Origin of the sequence: Ruminococcus flavefaciens (assembly GCF_900108555.1) — a bacterium.
Taxonomy (GTDB): domain Bacteria; phylum Bacillota; class Clostridia; order Oscillospirales; family Ruminococcaceae; genus Ruminococcus; species Ruminococcus flavefaciens_P.
Window position 1 is genome coordinate 501,825 of record NZ_FNWV01000001.1, and the last position, 19,695, is coordinate 521,519.

Here is a 19,695-nt window from a genome sequence, read left to right on the forward strand (position 1 = left end):
AAAAACAAATACCACGATATATATTATACATTTAACGGAAATTCTTGTCAATTAAATAATTCTTAAATAAGTCTTAACTACAAATAAGAATATTGCTTTTCATAAAAAAACGGAGCTGTAAAAGCTCCGCTTTATATATTATTTTTTAACCTCACCGCAATATACTGCGATAGCCTTTGCTGCAAACTCTGCCGTGCCCTTGCCGCCTGCACTGTTGATATTGTCTCTGAACTCACTGTCAGCCGCGTACATCTTGCCAAGTCCGCTGAGTATCTCATTGGTACAGGTGTAAAAATGCTCGGTTATAAAGCCTTGCAGCTTCTTCACCATTGCCTGCGCATCATCGCTTTCGGGACTGCCCTCTTTAAGCTTTCCGAACTCGGCAAAAAGCTGCATGAAGTCCTCCATTACCTGCTGATTTTCCTCGTCCGAACGCTTTTTCTGTGAGAACTCCTCATAAGCCTTGGTATTGCCCCACTTTTCCTTTGCGCGTTGTGTATATTCGTCGATTTTTGATGTGTCAAATGCAGTAAAATCCACTGCTCTCACTCCTATCACTTTAATTCTCCGAGCGAAGCTGATGAGATCGTCAAGCCGTTTCCTTTTCAGTTCAAGGAGCTCTATCTGCTGCTCAAGAGCCTGCTTACGGTCAAAATCGGGACTGCTCACTATGCGCACTATATCTTTGAGCGGAAACTCCAGTTCGCGAAAAAGCAATATCTGCTGAAGCCTTTCCAGTGCCGTATCGTCATACAGCCTGTATCCGCCCTCGGTATGTGACGCAGGGGGCAGCAGCCCTATCTCATCGTAATATCGCAGAGTGCGTATACTCACTCCCGTCAGCTCACTGACCTGCTTGACTGTCATCATCTTATCCACTCCTCTCGTGTGATCTCAGTATAGACCATGACGTAACGTGAGAGTCAATAGTATTTTTCAACTTTGTAGGAACTCACAAAAAAACGCTTATGATTTGTACATATCGCCTTATCTGATTTTTATATCGGCAGTCGAAAACAGCACCGCTTTTCCTGATATCTTCACCCTGTCTCCGCAGGCTGTACAGTTAAGTACTCCTGTACGCAATGATGCCTGAAATGCTGTTATAGAGTCCCTGCCGAGTCTCCTGCACCAGTAGGGGGCTATCATGCAGTGCGCCGAGCCTGTAACGGGATCCTCGGGTATACCGTATTTCGGAGCAAAAACTCTTGATACACAGTCGTATTCACTGCCCTTTGCTGTCACAGCTATACACGCACAGTCAAGCAGTGAGAGCAATTCGAGGTCAGGCTGCAAATACCGTACCTCGTCTTCATCACGCAGCACGAACATGATATCTCGGTCACAGTATGCGGCAAGCGGTATCGCCCCTAAAGCTTCTATCATGCTGTCGGTTATTTCAACGTGTTCAAGAGCGTATGCAGGAAAGTCCATTTCAATAAGCTCTCCCCTGCGGCTGACATCAATTCTGCCTTTTGCAGTCTCAAATACTATACTCTCGCTGTCCTTTTCATAAAAGCCGAACAGCACAAATGCAGCACCGAGAGTAGCATGACCGCAGAAGTCAACCTCACCCTTGGGCGCGAACCAGCGCAGCCTGTATGAGTTCCCGTCCTTTACGGCAAAGGCAGTCTCCGAGAGATTATTTTCAGAGGCTATGTCCTGCATCAGCTTATCATCGGGGAAGCTGTCCGCAACACAGACAGCCGCAGGATTACCGCCGAACAGCTTATCCGTAAAAGCGTCAACTATATACTGTTTCATTTTATCCCCTCTTCTTTATCGGGTGACGTACAACTGTCCTAAGCTTTTCGGGAGCAGTCTTTCTTGGGTCTGAAAGGTATATCTCATGGTGCTGACGCTGAGGAGTTATGTCAATATCATAACCCATAGACTCCGCGTAGCTGTCCATAAGGGTAACAGTTGCAGGCTCGTCGTCGTATGAGCCCATGTGCATACACTGAACGCAGAGCCCCTCCTCCACGGTAATGAACTCAACTTTAGAAAAGTCCGTTTTTTTCTTCACTGTTGCCTGCTCCACAGCCCAGTCAAAGTCCGCCTTTGTGACAAAATCGGGAAGTCTTATCATAGCTGTCCACTTTAGTTTGCTCTTGCAGCTGTAGTCGATACCGACTCTGCCCTCCTGCTCCCACAAGCCCTCAAGTGGCGGCACAACATAGTCGAAATAGCCGTCGATACGGTAGTCGGTCTTTTTGCTCATCTTTATTGTATAGGCGATACCGTACAGCAGCTCTAAAGCCTGCTTGTACTCGCCGCCCTCTTCGTTGGGATCGCCTTTTCCGCGGACTGCGATGAAGTTCATTGACGGTATCTCAATTATCTGAGGCTGATTTTTCGGCATATAGTATTCCTTGTATTCCTTTTTGTAATCAAAAGCCATGACTATGCTCCTTTCAGAAATATATACTGATTATATCACAGCTGACAGTTCTGTGTCAAACAAATGAAAAAGCATAAACTACGATTGACCTTGACCTGCAATAATGGTATAATAATATCATCAATACGGATTTGAGGTATTTTCATGGAAAAAAATGAGTTGATAAGAGACCTGCGTGAGCTTACGGAAGCAGAAATGTCCGAGGCGGAATTTCTGCGTTCAGTTGAGAATAACATGATACCCATGCAGCAGTTCTTTACATATTACAAGTGCGCAATTATGGAGATAGAGACTAAATTCCGCGTACTCAACGAGCAGTTCTCACTGAACGGCGAAAGCAATCCCATAGAGTTCATACAGTCGAGGATAAAGAGCTACGGAAGCATATTCCGAAAGCTGCTTTCAAGGCATATACCGCGGAATATCGAAGCTATCGAAAACAATATCAGTGATATCGCAGGAATACGTGTGGTATGCTCCTTCGTGCAGGATATCTACAGACTGGCAGACTGCTTTTTGCAGCAGGACGACATCACCCTTATCGAGAAAAAGGACTACATAGAAAAGCCTAAGGCAAACGGCTACAGAAGCCTGCATCTTATCGTAGCTGTGCCCATATTCCTTGAAAATGAAAAGCGTCTCGTCAGAGCCGAGGTACAGCTGAGAACTATCGCTATGGACTTCTGGGCAAGTCTCGAACACAAGCTCCGCTACAAGAAAAATCTTCCGCCGTTCAAGCTCAATCTCCTTGCTGACGAGCTGAAAAAATGCGCAGACCAGAGTGCAGAATGGGACGGACGTATGCAGGATATCAAAAATATAATAGAAAGTGACTGAAATACTGACCACTCTCATGATATGAGAGTGGTCTTTTTGGTAATATGCAATACAAAATAACAAAAATCGTTATATTTTACACTATTTTTTCAAAAATGCAGTTGCAATCTGCTCATTTTTGTGCTATATTATACACAATAAGTGGTTATCAACATCAAAGAGTTATTTATTTAACACAATAAATCATAGATGTTATACCAAAGATAAAAGAAATTGCATTTCAGGGGAATTATTAAAACAAGGAGGATCTTAATTATGAAACAACGTATTGTGTCAGCTATCGTAGCTGTCATGACTGCCGCCGCATCACTTGGCATCACTGCGCCGCAGAAAGCTTCTGCCGTTACCTTTACAGGAAACGAGTGGACAGGAAAAAACGGTGCTGAAGATGTATTTCAGGTGAACCGCGAAGCCGCATCGTGCAACCCTGTGCCCTATCAGTCCACAGAAGCTGCCGTAACCGCAGTATGGGACTATAACGCGCGGGAGGAGTCGGAGTATTTGCAGATGCTCACAGGAAAGAACGAGGACTGGGATCTTGTAGTAGTGCAGAACTCTCAGCAGGCAAGCTCGCACATCAATGCAGGCTGCTTCAAGCCCGAATATCAGCCCTCATCAGAACACGGCTGGAAAACGGTACAGCTGCCAAAAAGCTGGACAAGACAGGGCTTCGACTACTCTATCTACACCAATATCAACGAGCCGTGGCAGGCTAAGTACGACAGCAATGTACCTGCGCCTCAGGCTCCCACGAACTATAATCCTGTAGGACTTTACCGCAAGAAGTTCACTGTTGACAGCGAAATGCGCAAATCAGGCAGAAGAGTTTATATCGAGTTTGACGGCGTAGAGTCAGCATACTATGTATATGTAAACGGTACTGCCGTAGGCTACAGCGAGGATACATTCAGCCCTCACCGCTTCGATATCACAGACCTGCTTACTGACGGTGAGAATACACTTGCAGTAGAGGTACATAAATTCTGTGACGGTACATGGTTCGAGGATCAGGATATGATCTACGACGGCGGTATCTTCCGCGATGTTTTCCTCGTAAGTACTCCCGATGTACAGATAAGAGACTATACCGTCCGCACAGACCTTGACGATACTTTCACTAACGCTTCACTTGAAATATCCCTTGATATGAGCAACCGCTCAGGCAATGCCAAAAACGGCTGGAGCGTTATCGCCGAAGCCTATGACGAGGACGGAAACAATATCCTCAGCGGTGCTTCCGCGAAAATAAATGACCTTGCTGCATCGACAGGAAAGGTCTATACAATAAAAACAGACGTTACAGCTCCTAAGCTTTGGTCTGCTGAAAAGCCGAATATCTATGCCCTTGTGCTGAAACTCTGCGACGATAAGGGCGAAGTGCAGGAGATACTCTCCTCACAGCTGGGCTTCCGTGAGATAAACTTCACAAGGGCTGAGGTAAACGGCTCATATCAGGTAACTACAAAGCAGTGGCAGCCTATAACCATCAACGGCAAGCGTCTGCTCCTCAAGGGCGTAAACAGACACGATACAGACCCGTTCTACGGAAAGGCTGTACCTCAGGAAACTATCCGCGAGGACGTTTCCCTTATGAAAAAGAACAACATCAATGCTATAAGGACCTCTCACTACAGCAACGATTCATACCTCTACTGGCTCTGCAACAAGTACGGTATGTACGTTATGGGCGAGACCAATATGGAGTGCCACGCACTTCAGGACGGCAAGAACAACAACACAAAGGCTCTGTTCTATGAGCTTGCTATGGACAGAACAGAGACCGCATACAAGCGTCTGAAAAACAATCCTGCTATAGTTGCATGGTCTATCGGAAACGAAATGGGCTATACAGGCAATGCAGGAGACGCAGGCGGAATGTTCCGCGATATGATATGGTACTTCAAGAAGAACGATCCCACAAGACCTGTACACAGTGAAGGTCAGGGCTTCGGCATGGGCGTTGACATGGGAAGCAATATGTACCCCGGCTCTAACGTTATCGGAAACAACGCAGGCAAGGGCAAGATGCCTTATGTTATGTGCGAATACGACCACGCTATGGGCAACTCAGTAGGTGCGCTCAAGGAATACTGGGACGTTATAAGAAGCGCAGACAATATGCTGGGCGGCTTCATCTGGGACTGGGTAGACCAGTCAAGAGCTGTTGCTCTCCCGAATAACAGCTGGGATTACTACTCGGAGTCCTACGCTCAGAAGAACCTTTACTCCGAAGAGATAAAGGGCAAATACTACGGATACGGCGGAGACTGGGGCGACTGGCCAAACGATAACAGCTTCTGTGAAAACGGTCTTATAAGCCCTGACAGAAATCCACAGCCCGAGCTTGCGGAAGTAAAGTATCAGTATCAGAATTTCTGGTTCAGCGCAGATGCATCTCAGCTGGCAAATAAAGAGATAAGCGTATACAACGAGAATAATTTCGCAGACCTCAGTGATTTCGATGTTTCATGGTCGCTCCTCAAAAACGGCGTAAGCATCGAGAGAGGCGATATTACAGACGCACAGGCTGCTCCCCTTTCAAAGAGCACTCTTAAAGTACCGTTCACAATACCTAAGAATATCCTTGCAGGTGACGAGCTGTACCTCGATATCTCAGTAAAGGTACGCAATGGTTCAGACCTTCTCCCCGCAGGCACTGAGATATCATATGCTCAGTTCCCAATAACAGCTACAGGCAAGGTAGCCAAGTACGATACAGGCAGCGATGCTGTTACTGTAGTCGATACTCCCGACTGCTATGTTCCTACAGGAAAGGGCTTCAACTTTGCTATCGACAAGTCAACAGGTCTTATGAAGTCTTATACGATCAATGGTGAGATACTTATCTCAGACGGACCTGCTCCCAACTTCTGGCGCGGCAACGTTGAAAACGATACAGGCTGGGGCGCAAAGGGCTCATTTGATGCAGGCTGGAAGAACGCAATGAAGGGCGCACGCTGTGACAAGATAGACATACTTGACGGCGACAACGGCGAGAAGGTAGTTGTATCTCATCTCACACTCCCCAACGCAGGCAATACCAAGGTGGATATCACCTATACTATCCACTGCAACGGCAGCGTAACAGTAAACTTCAATGTCAACGCAGCAGGTGCAGGTCTTGGCAACTTCATACGTGTAGGCTCTATAATGAAGCTCCCCGAGGGCGCAGAGGAAGTAAGCTGGTACGGCAATGGTCCTGTTGAAACATTCAATGACAGAAAGACCAACGGCAGAATGGGCGTTTGGACCAACACAGTTTCCGAGATGTTCTACCCTTATCTGAAGGCTGACGACTGCGGCAACCTTACCGATGTCAAGTGGATCTCAGTAAAGAACATCAGCAAGGAATCAAGTCTGCTTATCGCAGCTGACGGAACAGTGGAAGCAAGTGCGCTCCATTTCACTCCCGAGGATCTCCAGAATGCAGACCACCCATACAAGCTTAAACCGAGAAGCGAGACCATGCTCAGCGTTGACTACGGCTCAATGGGTACAGGAAGTGCTACCTGCGGACAGGCTACACTTGAAAAATACCGTCTCCCCTCAGGCAGACAGTACAGCTGGTCATACACTATCATGCCCATAGCTTCATCATGCACTGCCAGCACTATATCCGATACCGCTGCAAAGCTCCGCTCAAACGGCACAGTGATACAGGATAAGAGCAATAATGCTTTACAAGTGCCTATAAGCTCAGGTGCTAAGCTCACAAATTCAGCTGACGGAAACTATGTATCTGGTGCAGTTACAATACCTTCATGCAGCAAGCTCGAAAGCACACTTGAAGGCAAAAACTCCTTTACAGTTGAGGCAAATGTAGTTCCTACAGGCTCGCAGCAGTACAATATGTTTGCAAGCAAGGGCGACTACTCATTCGGTCTCAGAGCAGAACCTTCCGTACTCTATTTCTTCATCTACTCAGGCGGAGAATGGAACAGCGTAAGTGCTGAGATAGGTTCGGACTGGCTCGGCAAAAAGCATCAGGTTGCAGGTATTTACGATGCGGAAAACAATATGCTGAGAGTATACTGCGACGGCAAGATGCTTGCTGAAAAGGCAGGCGGCTCAGCAGGTGTTGCTCATTCGGGCTATCCGCTGACTCTTGGTGCCTGCCCCGAAACAGGAAGAAATTCACAGGCAAACTTCTACGAAATGAGAGTATACAGCAAGGCTCTTACAGCTTCCGAACTCTCCTCACAGAACACAGCTTCTCCTGCTTATGCTGCCGACAGCGAATATGTACAGCTCTGGCTCGACTTCGACAATATCGCAGAAGCACCTCAGGATATCCCTGATGAAGATATACTCTACGGCGATGCAGACTGCGACGGCGAAGTTGCAATGAATGATATAGTTCTTATAATGCAGTCACTGGCTAATCCTAACAGATATGGTCTCACAGGTACTGACGAGCACCACATCACCGAACAGGGTCAGCTCAATGCAGACGTTTACGAAAACGGCAAGAGCGGCATAACAAACAATGACGCTATGCAGATACAGAAGTATCTCCTCGGACTTGTAAAGTCCCTCGAACCATAACGAAATAATCACCTCTCCTATACAGCCAAGCCCGAAAGCGGCCTCGGAAACGCTTTCGGGCTTGGTTTATTTCATTACATAAAATAATAATATCAGAATTGTTATAGAAAATTCATGATAAAGTCATATCCGTATGCTATATTATTATCATGGAAAAAATACTGAAAGGAGCAATTATATGACCAAACGCAAAGCTATTATTATATCAGCAAGCTTTATATTGCTTTTCATCGTTATTTTCTTTGCATTAGTGTTAAGCGTCAACAGAAAACCGCTCCCCGCAGGTACAGTGGATAAAGCAGTGATACAGCCTATTTCATCAGAAATATACACTCAGCATGACTACGATGACGCTGTGGAATGTATAAAGGATTATTTCCCTAAATTTAAAAACTGCGAGCTCAGAGAGCTCAGATATCAGGGAGATGGCAGAGAGAGCCATAAAGAAAGCAGTACGGGTTTTCAGACAATGGTCATTGTTTCGGATTTTTACGCTAAGGATCTTCCGATACTGTATTGGTCGGACGCTTCATGGAATTATGGCAATATGTATAAAGGCTGGAGCTGGATCCTACAACGCAGCACAGATGACTCGCCATGGTTTATCCGTACTTGCGGATACGGCTGATACAATTTATATCATATCATAAGTTTACTATAAATCAGTCCATTTTGCTATAAATTTTCAGGGTAAAAAGTTATAATAATGCCATAAGAGAATAAACCTCACATTTAAGGAGGAATAAACATGAAGAATTACAAAGCTTTATCTTTTATCGCAGCTCTTGCAATGATGGTTTCAGCAGCAGGCTGCGGAGATAAAAACGAAAACACTGATAACGCAAAAGCACCTGAAACTACAGCATCTGCCGAGACAACTACAGAGGCTGCTTCCAATGAGACCGAAGTGCCAGAGATAGATGGCTACGACCTGCTCTGGAACGATGAATTCAACGCTGATGCACTTGACGAAAGCAAGTGGAACTACGAGCCCCACGAACCGGGCTGGACCAATGAAGAGTTACAGGAATACACTACCTCAACAGATAACGTATTTATCCGTGACGGCAAGCTGGTCATCAAGGCTATCAAGTCCGAAAAGGACGGCAAGGACTACTACACATCAGGTAAGGTAACAGGTCAGAACAAGACCGATTTCACTTACGGTAAAGTAGTCGTAAGTGCTAAAGTCCCTGAAGGACAGGGCTTATGGCCTGCTATATGGATGATGCCAAAGGACGAGAGCTACTACGGACAGTGGCCTAAGTGCGGCGAAATAGATATTATGGAAGTACTCGGAAATAACGTAAGCACTGCATACGGTACTCTCCATTACGGCGAACCTCACGGCGAAAAGCAGGGCACATGGAACCTTACAGGTCAGACATACGCTGACAGCTTCCATGAATTCTCTGTAGAATGGGAGCCGGGTGAGATACGCTGGTATATCGACGGCAATCTTTACAATACAGTAAACGACTGGTTCACAGCAGTTCAGGGCGAGGACGAAAAGCCTTATCCTGCACCATTCGATCAGCCGTTCTTCGTTCAGATGAACCTGGCAGTAGGCGGAACATGGCCGGGTAACCCTGACGAAACTACAAACTTTGACAACGCAGAGTTCGAGATAGACTACGTAAGAGTTTATCAGAAGCCCGAATACGACACAAATGTTAAAAAGCCCGAAAAGACCTACCGTGAGCCACTTGAGGACGGCAACTACATCTACAACGGCGATTTCTCAGAGGCAGAGGATCTCACTGATGATGTAAACTGGAAGTTCCTGCTCTTCAACGGCGGTGAGGGTGCAGCTGAGATAAAGGATAACATGATAGTTATCACCTCAGAAAAGGAAGGCACAGAGGACTACTCTGTACAGCTGGTACAGCCTGATATCCCGATGATAAAGGGCAAGAAGTACAAGCTCTCTTTCGACGCATATGCAGATGAGGAAAGAGAGATCATCACCTGCGTTTCTGCTCCCGAAGCAGGCTGGATAAGATATTTCGAGGATACAAAGCTTACTGTAACTCCCGAAAAGCAGACATTTACCTATGAATTCGAGATGAAGGAAAAGGACGATCCAAAGGGACGTCTTGAGTACAATCTCGGTCACAGAGGTTCAACTGCTACAGTTTATATTTCAAATGTAAGAATCGAAGAGATAGCTTGACCTCTATCATGACCAGTTAAATCTGATCAAAAACATCTTCGTTCCTATACCAAAAAAGCTCCCTTTATGGGAGCTTTTGCTTTTTATTCTGTTATCTCATATCCGTTATATTCGCTGAATACCTTATATATATCAGGATAGTGGAGCTTTGTCCTGAGCGGTTTCAGTTCGAGATCGGTAAAGCAATGCGAAGAACTGCCCTCGACACAGATTTCCCCTGTTTTCCTGCTTATAAGTTTATATTCAATGTGAAGCGTTGTACCGTTAAACTTTACGATTTTAGGGTATACTGCAAATGGCTCATCAAAACTAAGGGGACGCTTGTACCTGCACTCTACAGAGAGCACAGGCATATATACTCCCATAGCTTCTATTTGCTCAAAAGGCATTCCTGCTTCGTTGAGGAAGTGTATTCTTGTCTCCTCGAATATCCTTATATAGTTTGAATGGTGCACCACACCCATTTTATCTGTCTCATAGTAATAAACATTTCTTTCATATGGTCTGATATTATTCATATACATCATTCCTTTCATCATATTTAAGTCATCGTGTGAACTACTCGTTGCTATTTCTGAACTTTTATGATATAATCTTTATATCATCATCAGGAGGTGGAAAATGAAGATAAAAAAACTTCTCAGCAGTATCCTCAGTACAAACGCTGCATTCGTTATACTTCTGCTATTTCAGATCGCATTTCTGATGCTTGCTGTAGCAAGTCTCGGAACACGTTTTTACTTTGTATACTTCATACTTATTATCCTTGACATAATCCTTGCTATATATATCACCAACAAGAACGAACCTATCGCCTATCGTTTCGCATGGATTGTAATTATCAGTATTTTCCCTCTTATGGGCGGTATATCCTATCTCTTCATAAAGCTTTCACAGCAATTTCCAAAATCCCTTGATATGCGAAATCAAGTGCAGACAAAGGAACTGCTTGTTCAGGATAATGACATAATGAACGAGCTGTCTGCCATGTGCCCCGATGCACTCAATCTTGCAAGATATGTTTCGGACTATGGTATGTACCCCGTTTACAGAAATCTTAATGCGGAGTATTTTCCTCTTGGCGAGGTACAGTTTGAAAGACTCGTTGAGGAAATAGAGTCCGCAAAACACTTCATATTCCTTGAATTTTTTATAATCACCGAGGGATATATGTTTGACACCTTATCGGAACTTCTCATTAAGAAAGCTGCTGAGGGATTGGACGTAAGGCTTATGTATGACGGCATCGGCACAGGTATGCTCAACTCTGTCAAGCCATTCCGCAACCTTGCAGATCAAGGCATAAAGTGTAAGGTGTTCAATCCTTTCCGCCCTATGATATCATCGGTGCAGAACAACCGAGACCACAGAAAGATCGTTATTATCGACGGTCATACAGCCTTTAACGGCGGTACGAATATCGCCGATGAATACATCAACCGCAAGGAGCGTTTCGGACACTGGAAAGACACAGGCATCATGATACGCGGACAGGCAGTGTGGAATTATACAGTCATGTTCCTACAGCTCTGGGAAAAGGCTGAAAACAGCGAATTGCAGAAATTCAGTCCGCAAATTCCCCCGTATCTTTCCATGCTGAAAGATGACGGTTTTGTGCAGCCGTTTTCCGATTCACCACTTGATGAAGAACCTGTGGGAAAGCGCGTATATCTTGAGCTTATTAATAATGCCCGTGAGTACGTCTGCATTACAACGCCCTATCTTATCCTCGATGAGGAGATGACAAATGCTCTCGGATTTGCCGCTAAGAAAGGCGTAGATGTAAGGATAATCACTCCGCATATCCCCGACAAATGGTATGTCCACATGATAGCATGGAACAACTACGCACAGCTTACTGCACTCGGAGTAAAGATATATGAATACACTCCCGGGTTTATCCATGCCAAGACCTGCGTTGCAGACGGCAAGACTGCACTTATAGGTACTATCAATTTCGACTACAGAAGCTTCTACCTGCACTTTGAATGTGGAAGCGTATTGTATGAGTGTTCCGTAATAAAGGAAATGGTACGGGATTTCAATGAAACTGCCGAGCTTTCACAGCTTATAACTATGGAGGACTGCAACAGCCGTTCAGTGTTCAAAAAAATCGCAGGAGCTATACTAAATATGTTCGCTCCGCTGCTTTGATAACGTACGCCCCGATATATGACCGCGGTATTTGTATATAAGCTTTACATGAGATATTGAGGAAGAACCCTTTTGAAAAAGGGTTCTTCCTCAAACTCCTTCCCTAAAACTTTCGTTTTTGTTTTTCCCTCTATAGGGCGCGATCTGTAATTTACAGGTCTTTTTTTATTATGTACGCGCCCTATAGAGGGAAAAACCAGATAAAAGTCTTTGGAAGGGGGTTCGGGGGATAACCTTTCCTCAGAAAGGTTTCCCCCGATATTCCCGTATAAAGTTTCTATACGATTGCCGCAGTTATATCGGGGAGTTTTGTCATCATATCAGTCGTGTCTGAGGTAGCGTGAAGTTCTCTTACGCTTTTTCCTCTCGTACATTATTTCATCAGCCTGTGTTATCAGGTTGAAAAGTGAAGTTTCGTCATTGACCTCGGTAACTATAGTGCCTATACTTGCATCAAGCTCGTAAGGCTTATGGATCAGTCTATTCATGTTTTTAAGCTGAACATTGAAAACGCTTTCAAGTGCGTCAATATCCTCATCACAGGCGTTGTCGCCGAAAATAATGAACTCATCACCGCCGAAACGTGCGCATATCCTGCCGCCGCGGCAACACTCCTTTATAACGTTTGCAAGCTGCTGGAGAGCGAAATCTCCCTCTTTATGACCGTAATTGTCATTTACGGGCTTCAGACCGTCCATATCTATGAAAGAGATAAGGAATTTACTATTAGTGCCCTGACTCTTTTTCAGCATCTCATCAGCTGCTCTGATAAATCCGTTTCTGTTATAGATGTTGCAGAGCGGATCAATAACATAAAGGCGGTCAAGCTCCTTTATCATGCTGTTCATATGCAAAAGCTTGCGGATATTTTCGATAGAGTTGCTTATATTAAGCATGAGCGTATGGCAAAGCAGGCTCTTCGTGGGGAAGCTGCTGTTTACAAATATGTAGTATCCCAGACAGTTCTCACGGAAGTGGAGCGGCATAAAGTAACTTATATTTCCGCCGTTTTTCAGCGGAACAGGGTGCATATCCGCAGTCGGGAACTCCTTTACAGGCAGGTTCGTTCCGTCTTCCAGTACCAGCGGAGCACTCATCTTCGTGGTATACCCCTTTGAACCATTACTTTCAGATGCGACCTCGTCCCAGTTCGTGCATAAACATATACAAAATCTGTCGCATTTTATATCACGTATAAAGCAGGCAACAGTACGCAGATTGCTGTCAAGATCGTCCTTTTCGGCAAGCTCTGTCGTCATGCGGTTAAGGAGAGATATATCTCCCCTGCATTTATTGAGCAGCTTATATGCAGATGTCCTGAATTCATCAAGATCATTGAGCTTTTTACTTTTACAGCCGCAGCTCTCATTGAATACAGGAACAGCCTCAAAGACAGTATCGTCATCGTGTTCTTCGCCTTTTGCTACCTTGACAAGTATCTCGCAGGCTTTATATCCTGCCTCTTCGAGAGGACGTGATACTGTTGTCAGCGCAGGTACATGATGCTGAGCGTTATAGGTGTTGTCAAAACCTGTTACGATGATATCATTCGGAACATTATAACCGAAATTGCCCAGTTCTTCAATAGCGGCAAGTGCCATTGCGTCATTGGCACATATTATAGCCTGCGGACGCGGCATTCCCGAGCTTATGAACTGATCTACGCCCTTTTTGCCGTCAGCAGCTCTGAATTCTCCGAGATAAACACGGTCATTATCCACAGGGATAGAATGAGCGTCCATAGAGTCATAGAAAGCGTTAAGCCTTGCAGAAGCCTCGGGATTTGCAATAGGACCTGATATGTAATTTACCAGCGTTACCTTATGCTCATCGAGGATATGATCCACAAGTGAACGCATAGCTTTGTAATTGTCTATGCTTATGTTATAGAATTCGGGATAGTCGTCACAGTCGAGGACAGTTACGGGGATACCCGAGTCTTTTACTTTTGAAGTGATCTTTTCCTTTTCGAGAGGATCACTGATAGTATTGGTAAGAAGTATCATTCCGTCAAACTTCTTATAATTGATAAGATTGAAAATGTTGTATTCGCCTATATCAAATTTTCTGCTGGAGAGGACTCCGCTGAATGAACAAAAACAGGAAATATTAGCTCTGTACCTTTTGGCACATTTTTTTATACCTTCTAAAACAGCGTTCTGATACTCTTCATCGATTCCCGCAACAATAACAGCTATTTCAATTGGTCTATCCATTATTGCACCCCTTTTTGTAAATAAGTTGAATATTAAACCGAGATCTGTAATACTATATTATAACATAAATATCGGAAAATATCAATATCTCAGGCAAAAAATATTCATATTTTATAAAAAATGCTGTGATCACCTGCTGCCGCTCCGATAAAGGAGTATTTATTTTTATCATTGAGAAAAATATCGCGGAAAACTCTCATAAGAAAGCTTTCCGCGATAATATTGTTTATAAAGCTTTTATCTCACTTTGAAATGAGCTGTCTGCGGAATTTTATAAGGTCATAGATATCTATTATCTCGTCCCTATTCAGATCAGCCGCAGCAAACTGCTGCTTGTTGAATGAAGCTGCTCCAAGCAGATATTTCTGCATGAGAACAAGGTCAGCCACACTGAATTCGCCGTCAAGATTTACGTCACCTTCAATATCCTCAACAGGTATAGCTACAGCTATACGGTCGATAGACGGACCATTGCCGCTGGCGTTGTAAAGCTTGACAGTGTTATTGCCTGCTTTCAGAGTGACCTTGGTATCAACAGCCGCAATACCCGACCAGTCGTTCTTGTTTGCATAAAGTCCGTCCAGTCTGCCTGCGTTTGTGCCGTTTACATCTACGCTGAGGCTTCTTCTCTCGCCCGATACATAGTAGATACGGAGAGTGTACTCCCCTGCCTTGTCAACATTTACGTTCTCGAATGTGACTGCATTGTTAGCTCCGCCGCCGATGTAGCCTACGTATGCGCTGCCGGAGCTGTACTTGCCGTCCTTGCCAGAGGTGATTCTCGCATTGCCTGATATATTAGCCTTCTCAGCTTCGTAGAATTTGAAATTGCTGTACGGAGTCGTAAGCTTCATGCCGCTCTTGGTTATCTTCATTGCAAAACCGCCGTTTGCCAGAAGCTGCTGCTCGATAACGCTGTCTTTAGTAAGGTCCTCGATTATCCTGACCTCTATCTCACTGCCGTCCTTGTTATCGCCGAAGAGATAAGCGGTATATGTTCCGTCATCGTCAATGAGCTTGGAAAGCTTTACTGTGACCTTTCTTGCCGACAGCGTGGAAGCTCCTACGTACCAGTCGCTGCCGCTTCTTCTTGCTGTAACATTGAACTGCATTGGATAGCCGTCAAGTACTTTCATATCGTCCCATGCAACGGGAACATCATTGAGAAACGGCAGAGCCTTGTTGCCCTGATAGGTGTATACAGAATGTGCGAAGTGCTGTATGCCGGACTCGATAGTTACAACGTCGGCAAGTGCAAAGCCTGCTGTAGCCTTTATGCCGTATATCGGTATACCTGTAGGTGTGAAGTCTGCCGAGCCTACTACATTTCTTGTGAATGTATATGACACGCGGTTAGCCAGTGCAGGAGCGTCAAACCACTTATAATACTCTGTTCCGTTTACAGCCTCATATGAGACTATATTAGGATATGTTCTGCTTTCGCCGCGTGGAATGGTACAGCCGTGGAAGAGCACCATGAGATGATTTTCAGCAGCTATCTTTGCGCAGAGGTTCATCTGCTTCATGGTCTCCTGAGTGTCGCTCTCGTAGTAGTCTACCTTGACTCCGCTTACTCCAAGACCTCTTATGCGCTTGAACTCACGTACTATAGTTGCTTCATCAAGGAGCGAATAATATGGATATGCAGGATTTCCCTTGCTGTCCTTATAGCCTGAATGTCCCTTGTTGTTAACGCCGTACCAGAGATAGATGCCTATGCCTTTCTCTGCGCCGTACTCGCAAAGCTCCTTGACCTTAGCTTCACTGTCGTCCCAGAGAGCCCAGCCAAAGTCGAGACATACGAAGTCCCAGCCGTTATCAGCCGCAAAGTCGATATAGTCCTTCTGAGTATGATATTCCACAGGTGAATCGCCGCCGCTGCTCCACCATGACCATGCTGTTTTACCCGGTTTTATCCAGCTTGTATCCTCTATTACCGAGGGAGGATTAAGGTTGAGTACAAGGTCGCTGGAGGACATCTGGTCAAGGCTGTCGCCGATAACTACCGCTCTCCACGGAGTATGAAAAGCACTGCCCATTGTTATGCCGCTGACCTTTACGCCGCCCTTGAATCGCAGGCTGTGATAATCGCCGATGAACTGCAAAGAGCCTGCACAGTAAGGATCGTCCTCATTGAAAACGCTTGCCTCTGTGACAGTTACCCAGTACTTATCGTTGATAACGCCTGTATACGGGCAGGAATAGGTAGCATTCGTCTCGTTTGCCCTGTCTCTTGGGAGCTCGACCATGTCCCACTCATAGGTGGCGTTTGGCCAGTTGCCCCAGAACTTGCTCTTGCTCGGGAAGATGACCTGACTGGTCTCCTCCTTTATGGAAGCACCGTGGTCAAGGGCATATCTGAAGCCCATGCCGTCATCATAAACACGGAAATAGACTGTAAGAGTGGAGCTGCCCTTTTTCAGCGGAAATGATATTTCCTTGTAGTTGTCTCGTATTTTAGAATGTTTGCCGTAAGGCATGGAGTAGGTCTCGTCATGCTCCACGATCGCAGCTGCAGGAGCTGTCTGCGAAAAGCCCGATGACAGATCCTCGGTAGTAGTAACAAGTCCCAGCTTTGAGGGCTCGATGACTGTGCCCCATGTACCGTTGCTCTGCTTTCTTACAGAGTAGTAATAGCTGCCTCTGCTGTCTTTCCAGAATTTTGTTACCAGAGTACCGTCGGGAGAAACAGTTTCGTACTCGGGAATGCTTGTAAGGACTGTGCCGTCACGGGCTGTAGCATTTTCCTGCTCGGGAACAGCCTCGCCCTCGGTTATGGTATCCTCCTCAAATGTGTAAAGATACAGCGGATCATTTGGAAGTGATGCTGCCTGCTGTGCAGTAAGTGCGTAGCCGTAAAGTGCCACATCGTCCACGCAGGCTTTTATATCGTTATCGGAATACACCGAATGTCCGATAGAATTATAGATATAAGACGGCAGGACTCCCTCACTGAAAAGGCTGCTCATGGTATCAGTAAGAGTATCCGCATCACTTATGCTTTGTAATTTGCCGTCAATGTAGAATTCAGCCTTATTCTTTGAATATACAGCCGTAAGCTCATGCCATTTTCCACTGTCGGGAGCAGACTGAACATCGAATATAGCTCTGTGCTTGTCGTCGTTCTCGGTAGTCGTTCCCTTTCCCACGAATATACTTGTTCTGAAAGCTTTCTTGTCTTTTAGGTCAATTGATATATCGGGAGAAGAATAGCTGGGTGCTGCACCTGCTCCGAAGGGTACGGGTGAGAACTGATAAAGCCTTGTGTAGTTCTCAGCATAACTGTCCAGCTTATACTTCAATGAGAAGCTGAAACCGTTCTCACACCCCTTGCCGAACATTGCAGGGAGCTGCAGCCAGCCGCTGCCGAAGGAGTCGCCGTGCAGGTCCAGCACATCTGACTTCAGGGTACTGTCATACACTACCGCTGCACTGCCGCCCTTGATAACGGCATCGCCTGCGGCAGAGCCCTTATTGGCTGCGACTGCATTTGAATAGTTTAATGCTGTGTTTGCTGCGGTGGTCCGCGGTATTATCTGTACCGACGGCTGTATCAGTACACATAATGCCGCAGCTGTACTGATAGTTTTTCGGATCAAGTTTTTCCTCATTTTAATACCCTCTTTCTATATTATTAAATTACCACTTTACAGTATAAAGTGTATAATTTTATTATTATCCCATTCTATATTTTGTCCATTTTATATATTATACCTCTATTTTTTCCCTATTTCAACCCCGATAACACAGATAAGGTGGATATTTTGCCAAAAATACAGTCTTTACACCATTTTACAGATATGGTAAAATATCAGAGAGGTGATAAAATGGATATTTCTTACATACATGAACCTACAGACCTCCAGTGCGGTCAGGCTGTACTTGCTATGGTACTGAAAAAAACTCCCGAATACATATGTGAATACCTTGATAATGACCGTGAAACAGACCTGAAAGAGATGAAGCGCACCTTCCGCGACCATGGTGTTTACATATCCGATGAACGTAAACAGGCTGAGGATAATTCCCAACTGCCGCCACTTTGTCTGCTGAGCCTTGAAACTCCGCGCTGCTGGCACTGGTCGCTGTACTGCGAAGGTACTTTCTACGATCCCGAACATGGTGTGCTCGATGATTTCCCCGAATGTAAACGCAAGTACTTCTGGGAGTTGAGATATGACCGTATTTAACATCGAAAAACCGTTGTTTTTCATAAAAAAATGCTCTTTCAGCCTGTAATAATATTTATTGACAGAGTTCGTCAAAAGTGGTACAATAATTGTATATAAAATCAGGAGGCAACAACAGTGAATATAAAGAAAAACACTACTTTACTCATAATGGCAGCTGCACTTTCAGCTTTTACAGGCTGTAATGAAACAAAAAAGGCAGTTGAACCGCCGCCGAGTCTGCTTGAAGTGAATTCTGCTCCGTCCGATGTGACCTTTGACTGGCAGCAGCCTTTTAAAACGATCATCAGCAGCTTCAAAAGCTCTGAAAACTATTCGGACGACTCAATGTTTGATCTTTGTGACCTTACAGGCGATGATATCCCCGAGCTTGTGATATCACCTTCTTCGGAAGCTGCTTCACAGTGCGATGTATATATGCTCATCGGCAGCACTGCCGACCTTATTGCCACTACGGGAGCTTACGGTACTTTCCAGTACATACCGTCGCAGACTGCTATTGGCTTCTCCTATGACGGAGAAAGCTTCTCTACAGGTGAATATCTCACCTTCAAGGAAGGAAGCTTCAACAAAGAGTTCGATTTCTACAACAATTCGGGAAGTGCTTCTTCGGGCACTACCATTCGCTATGAAATAAACAGCAATGAGGTAACTCTTGCAAAGTATGAGGAATACCTCCACCTTTACCGCGATTTCGTCACAGCAGAGGTGGGCAGAAAATACACTATGGGCGACAATGCTGTTGACTACGCTCTGAATAATACCGAGTGCTGGAACACTGTTATGAAGGACGACCAGAAGTCAGTATACAAGGAAAAGCTGTCGTCGATACTTGCCGAGTCCGAACTCAATGATGCTGCATTTGAGATAGTTGACCTCGACGTAAACGGAGTCCCTGAGGTAGTCGTATCCACAGGTATCCTCGATGACTCAAAGGTATGTGTATTCTACCTTGAAGAGGACGGCATCAAGGAACTTGATACCACCTGCGATACCGACGGCGGCATACACTTTGATGTAACTTCAAAGATATTCTATGCTACTGATTTTGACGGAAAGGTACAGTGCTGGTCTCTTGCAGGCTCTGATGTTTCAAACTTCAAGCCTTCTGACAGTACTATGCTCTGCGGAAGAAAATATCCGCTTACAGCTGAAAATATCGACAAAGCCTTTGCTTAA

13 protein-coding genes are annotated in these 19,695 nt (G+C 45.1%); 7 read left to right on the forward strand and 6 right to left on the reverse strand.

Features of this window, described 5'->3' with window-relative positions; translation table 11 throughout:
- Window positions 1–138: 138 nt before the first annotated feature.
- From BLW60_RS02165 to BLW60_RS02175, 3 genes are all read right to left on the reverse strand, one after another.
- Window positions 139–870: a MerR family transcriptional regulator gene (locus BLW60_RS02165; protein WP_074714248.1), complete on the reverse strand. Its 732-nt coding sequence runs from the start codon at window positions 868–870 to the stop codon at window positions 139–141.
- Window positions 871–987: 117 nt separating this feature from the next.
- Window positions 988–1,764, reverse strand: coding sequence for a PhzF family phenazine biosynthesis protein (locus tag BLW60_RS02170; RefSeq protein WP_074714249.1), 777 nt, complete (start codon window positions 1,762–1,764; stop codon window positions 988–990).
- A gap of 1 nt (window position 1,765) precedes the next feature.
- Complete coding sequence (locus tag BLW60_RS02175) at window positions 1,766–2,401, reverse strand: GyrI-like domain-containing protein (protein ID WP_074714250.1); 636 nt, start codon at window positions 2,399–2,401, stop codon at window positions 1,766–1,768.
- 144 nt (window positions 2,402–2,545) lie between these two features.
- On the opposite strand from BLW60_RS02175, the gene BLW60_RS02180 reads away from it, so the two are divergent.
- From BLW60_RS02180 to BLW60_RS02195, 4 genes are all read left to right on the forward strand, one after another.
- The gene (locus BLW60_RS02180) at window positions 2,546–3,238 is read left to right on the forward strand and encodes a GTP pyrophosphokinase (protein ID WP_074714251.1); all 693 of its coding nucleotides are present in this window, start codon (window positions 2,546–2,548) and stop codon (window positions 3,236–3,238) included.
- Between the two features lie 255 nt (window positions 3,239–3,493).
- The gene (locus BLW60_RS02185; protein ID WP_074714252.1) at window positions 3,494–7,783 is read left to right on the forward strand and encodes a glycoside hydrolase family 2 TIM barrel-domain containing protein; all 4,290 of its coding nucleotides are present in this window, start codon (window positions 3,494–3,496) and stop codon (window positions 7,781–7,783) included.
- Window positions 7,784–7,961: 178 nt separating this feature from the next.
- Window positions 7,962–8,411 carry a hypothetical protein gene (locus BLW60_RS02190; RefSeq protein ID WP_074714253.1) on the forward strand — a complete coding sequence of 150 codons (450 nt, stop codon included), beginning with the start codon at window positions 7,962–7,964 and terminating at the stop codon, window positions 8,409–8,411.
- 120 nt (window positions 8,412–8,531) lie between these two features.
- Window positions 8,532–9,956: a family 16 glycosylhydrolase gene (locus BLW60_RS02195; RefSeq protein ID WP_074714254.1), complete on the forward strand. Its 1,425-nt coding sequence runs from the start codon at window positions 8,532–8,534 to the stop codon at window positions 9,954–9,956.
- An 83-nt stretch (window positions 9,957–10,039) separates the two neighbouring features.
- Here BLW60_RS02195 and BLW60_RS02200 read toward each other — a convergent pair whose 3' ends face one another.
- The gene (locus tag BLW60_RS02200; RefSeq protein ID WP_081348078.1) at window positions 10,040–10,474 is read right to left on the reverse strand and encodes an acyl-CoA thioesterase; all 435 of its coding nucleotides are present in this window, start codon (window positions 10,472–10,474) and stop codon (window positions 10,040–10,042) included.
- A 103-nt stretch (window positions 10,475–10,577) separates the two neighbouring features.
- Between BLW60_RS02200 and cls the strand changes: the two genes are divergently transcribed.
- On the forward strand, window positions 10,578–12,110 hold the full coding sequence (gene cls, locus BLW60_RS02205; protein WP_074714256.1) for a cardiolipin synthase: 1,533 nt from the start codon (window positions 10,578–10,580) through the stop codon (window positions 12,108–12,110).
- 320 nt (window positions 12,111–12,430) lie between these two features.
- On the opposite strand, the gene BLW60_RS02210 is transcribed toward cls, so the two are convergent.
- The gene (locus tag BLW60_RS02210) at window positions 12,431–14,326 is read right to left on the reverse strand and encodes a substrate-binding and GGDEF domain-containing protein (protein WP_074714257.1); all 1,896 of its coding nucleotides are present in this window, start codon (window positions 14,324–14,326) and stop codon (window positions 12,431–12,433) included.
- A gap of 242 nt (window positions 14,327–14,568) precedes the next feature.
- Window positions 14,569–17,937 carry a glycoside hydrolase family 97 N-terminal domain-containing protein gene (locus tag BLW60_RS02215; RefSeq protein WP_074714258.1) on the reverse strand — a complete coding sequence of 1,123 codons (3,369 nt, stop codon included), beginning with the start codon at window positions 17,935–17,937 and terminating at the stop codon, window positions 14,569–14,571.
- Window positions 17,938–18,153: 216 nt separating this feature from the next.
- Between BLW60_RS02215 and BLW60_RS02220 the strand changes: the two genes are divergently transcribed.
- Both BLW60_RS02220 and BLW60_RS02225 read left to right on the forward strand, forming a co-directional pair.
- Window positions 18,154–18,516, forward strand: coding sequence for a hypothetical protein (locus BLW60_RS02220; RefSeq protein WP_074714259.1), 363 nt, complete (start codon window positions 18,154–18,156; stop codon window positions 18,514–18,516).
- A 117-nt stretch (window positions 18,517–18,633) separates the two neighbouring features.
- Window positions 18,634–19,695: a hypothetical protein gene (locus tag BLW60_RS02225; protein WP_074714260.1), complete on the forward strand. Its 1,062-nt coding sequence runs from the start codon at window positions 18,634–18,636 to the stop codon at window positions 19,693–19,695.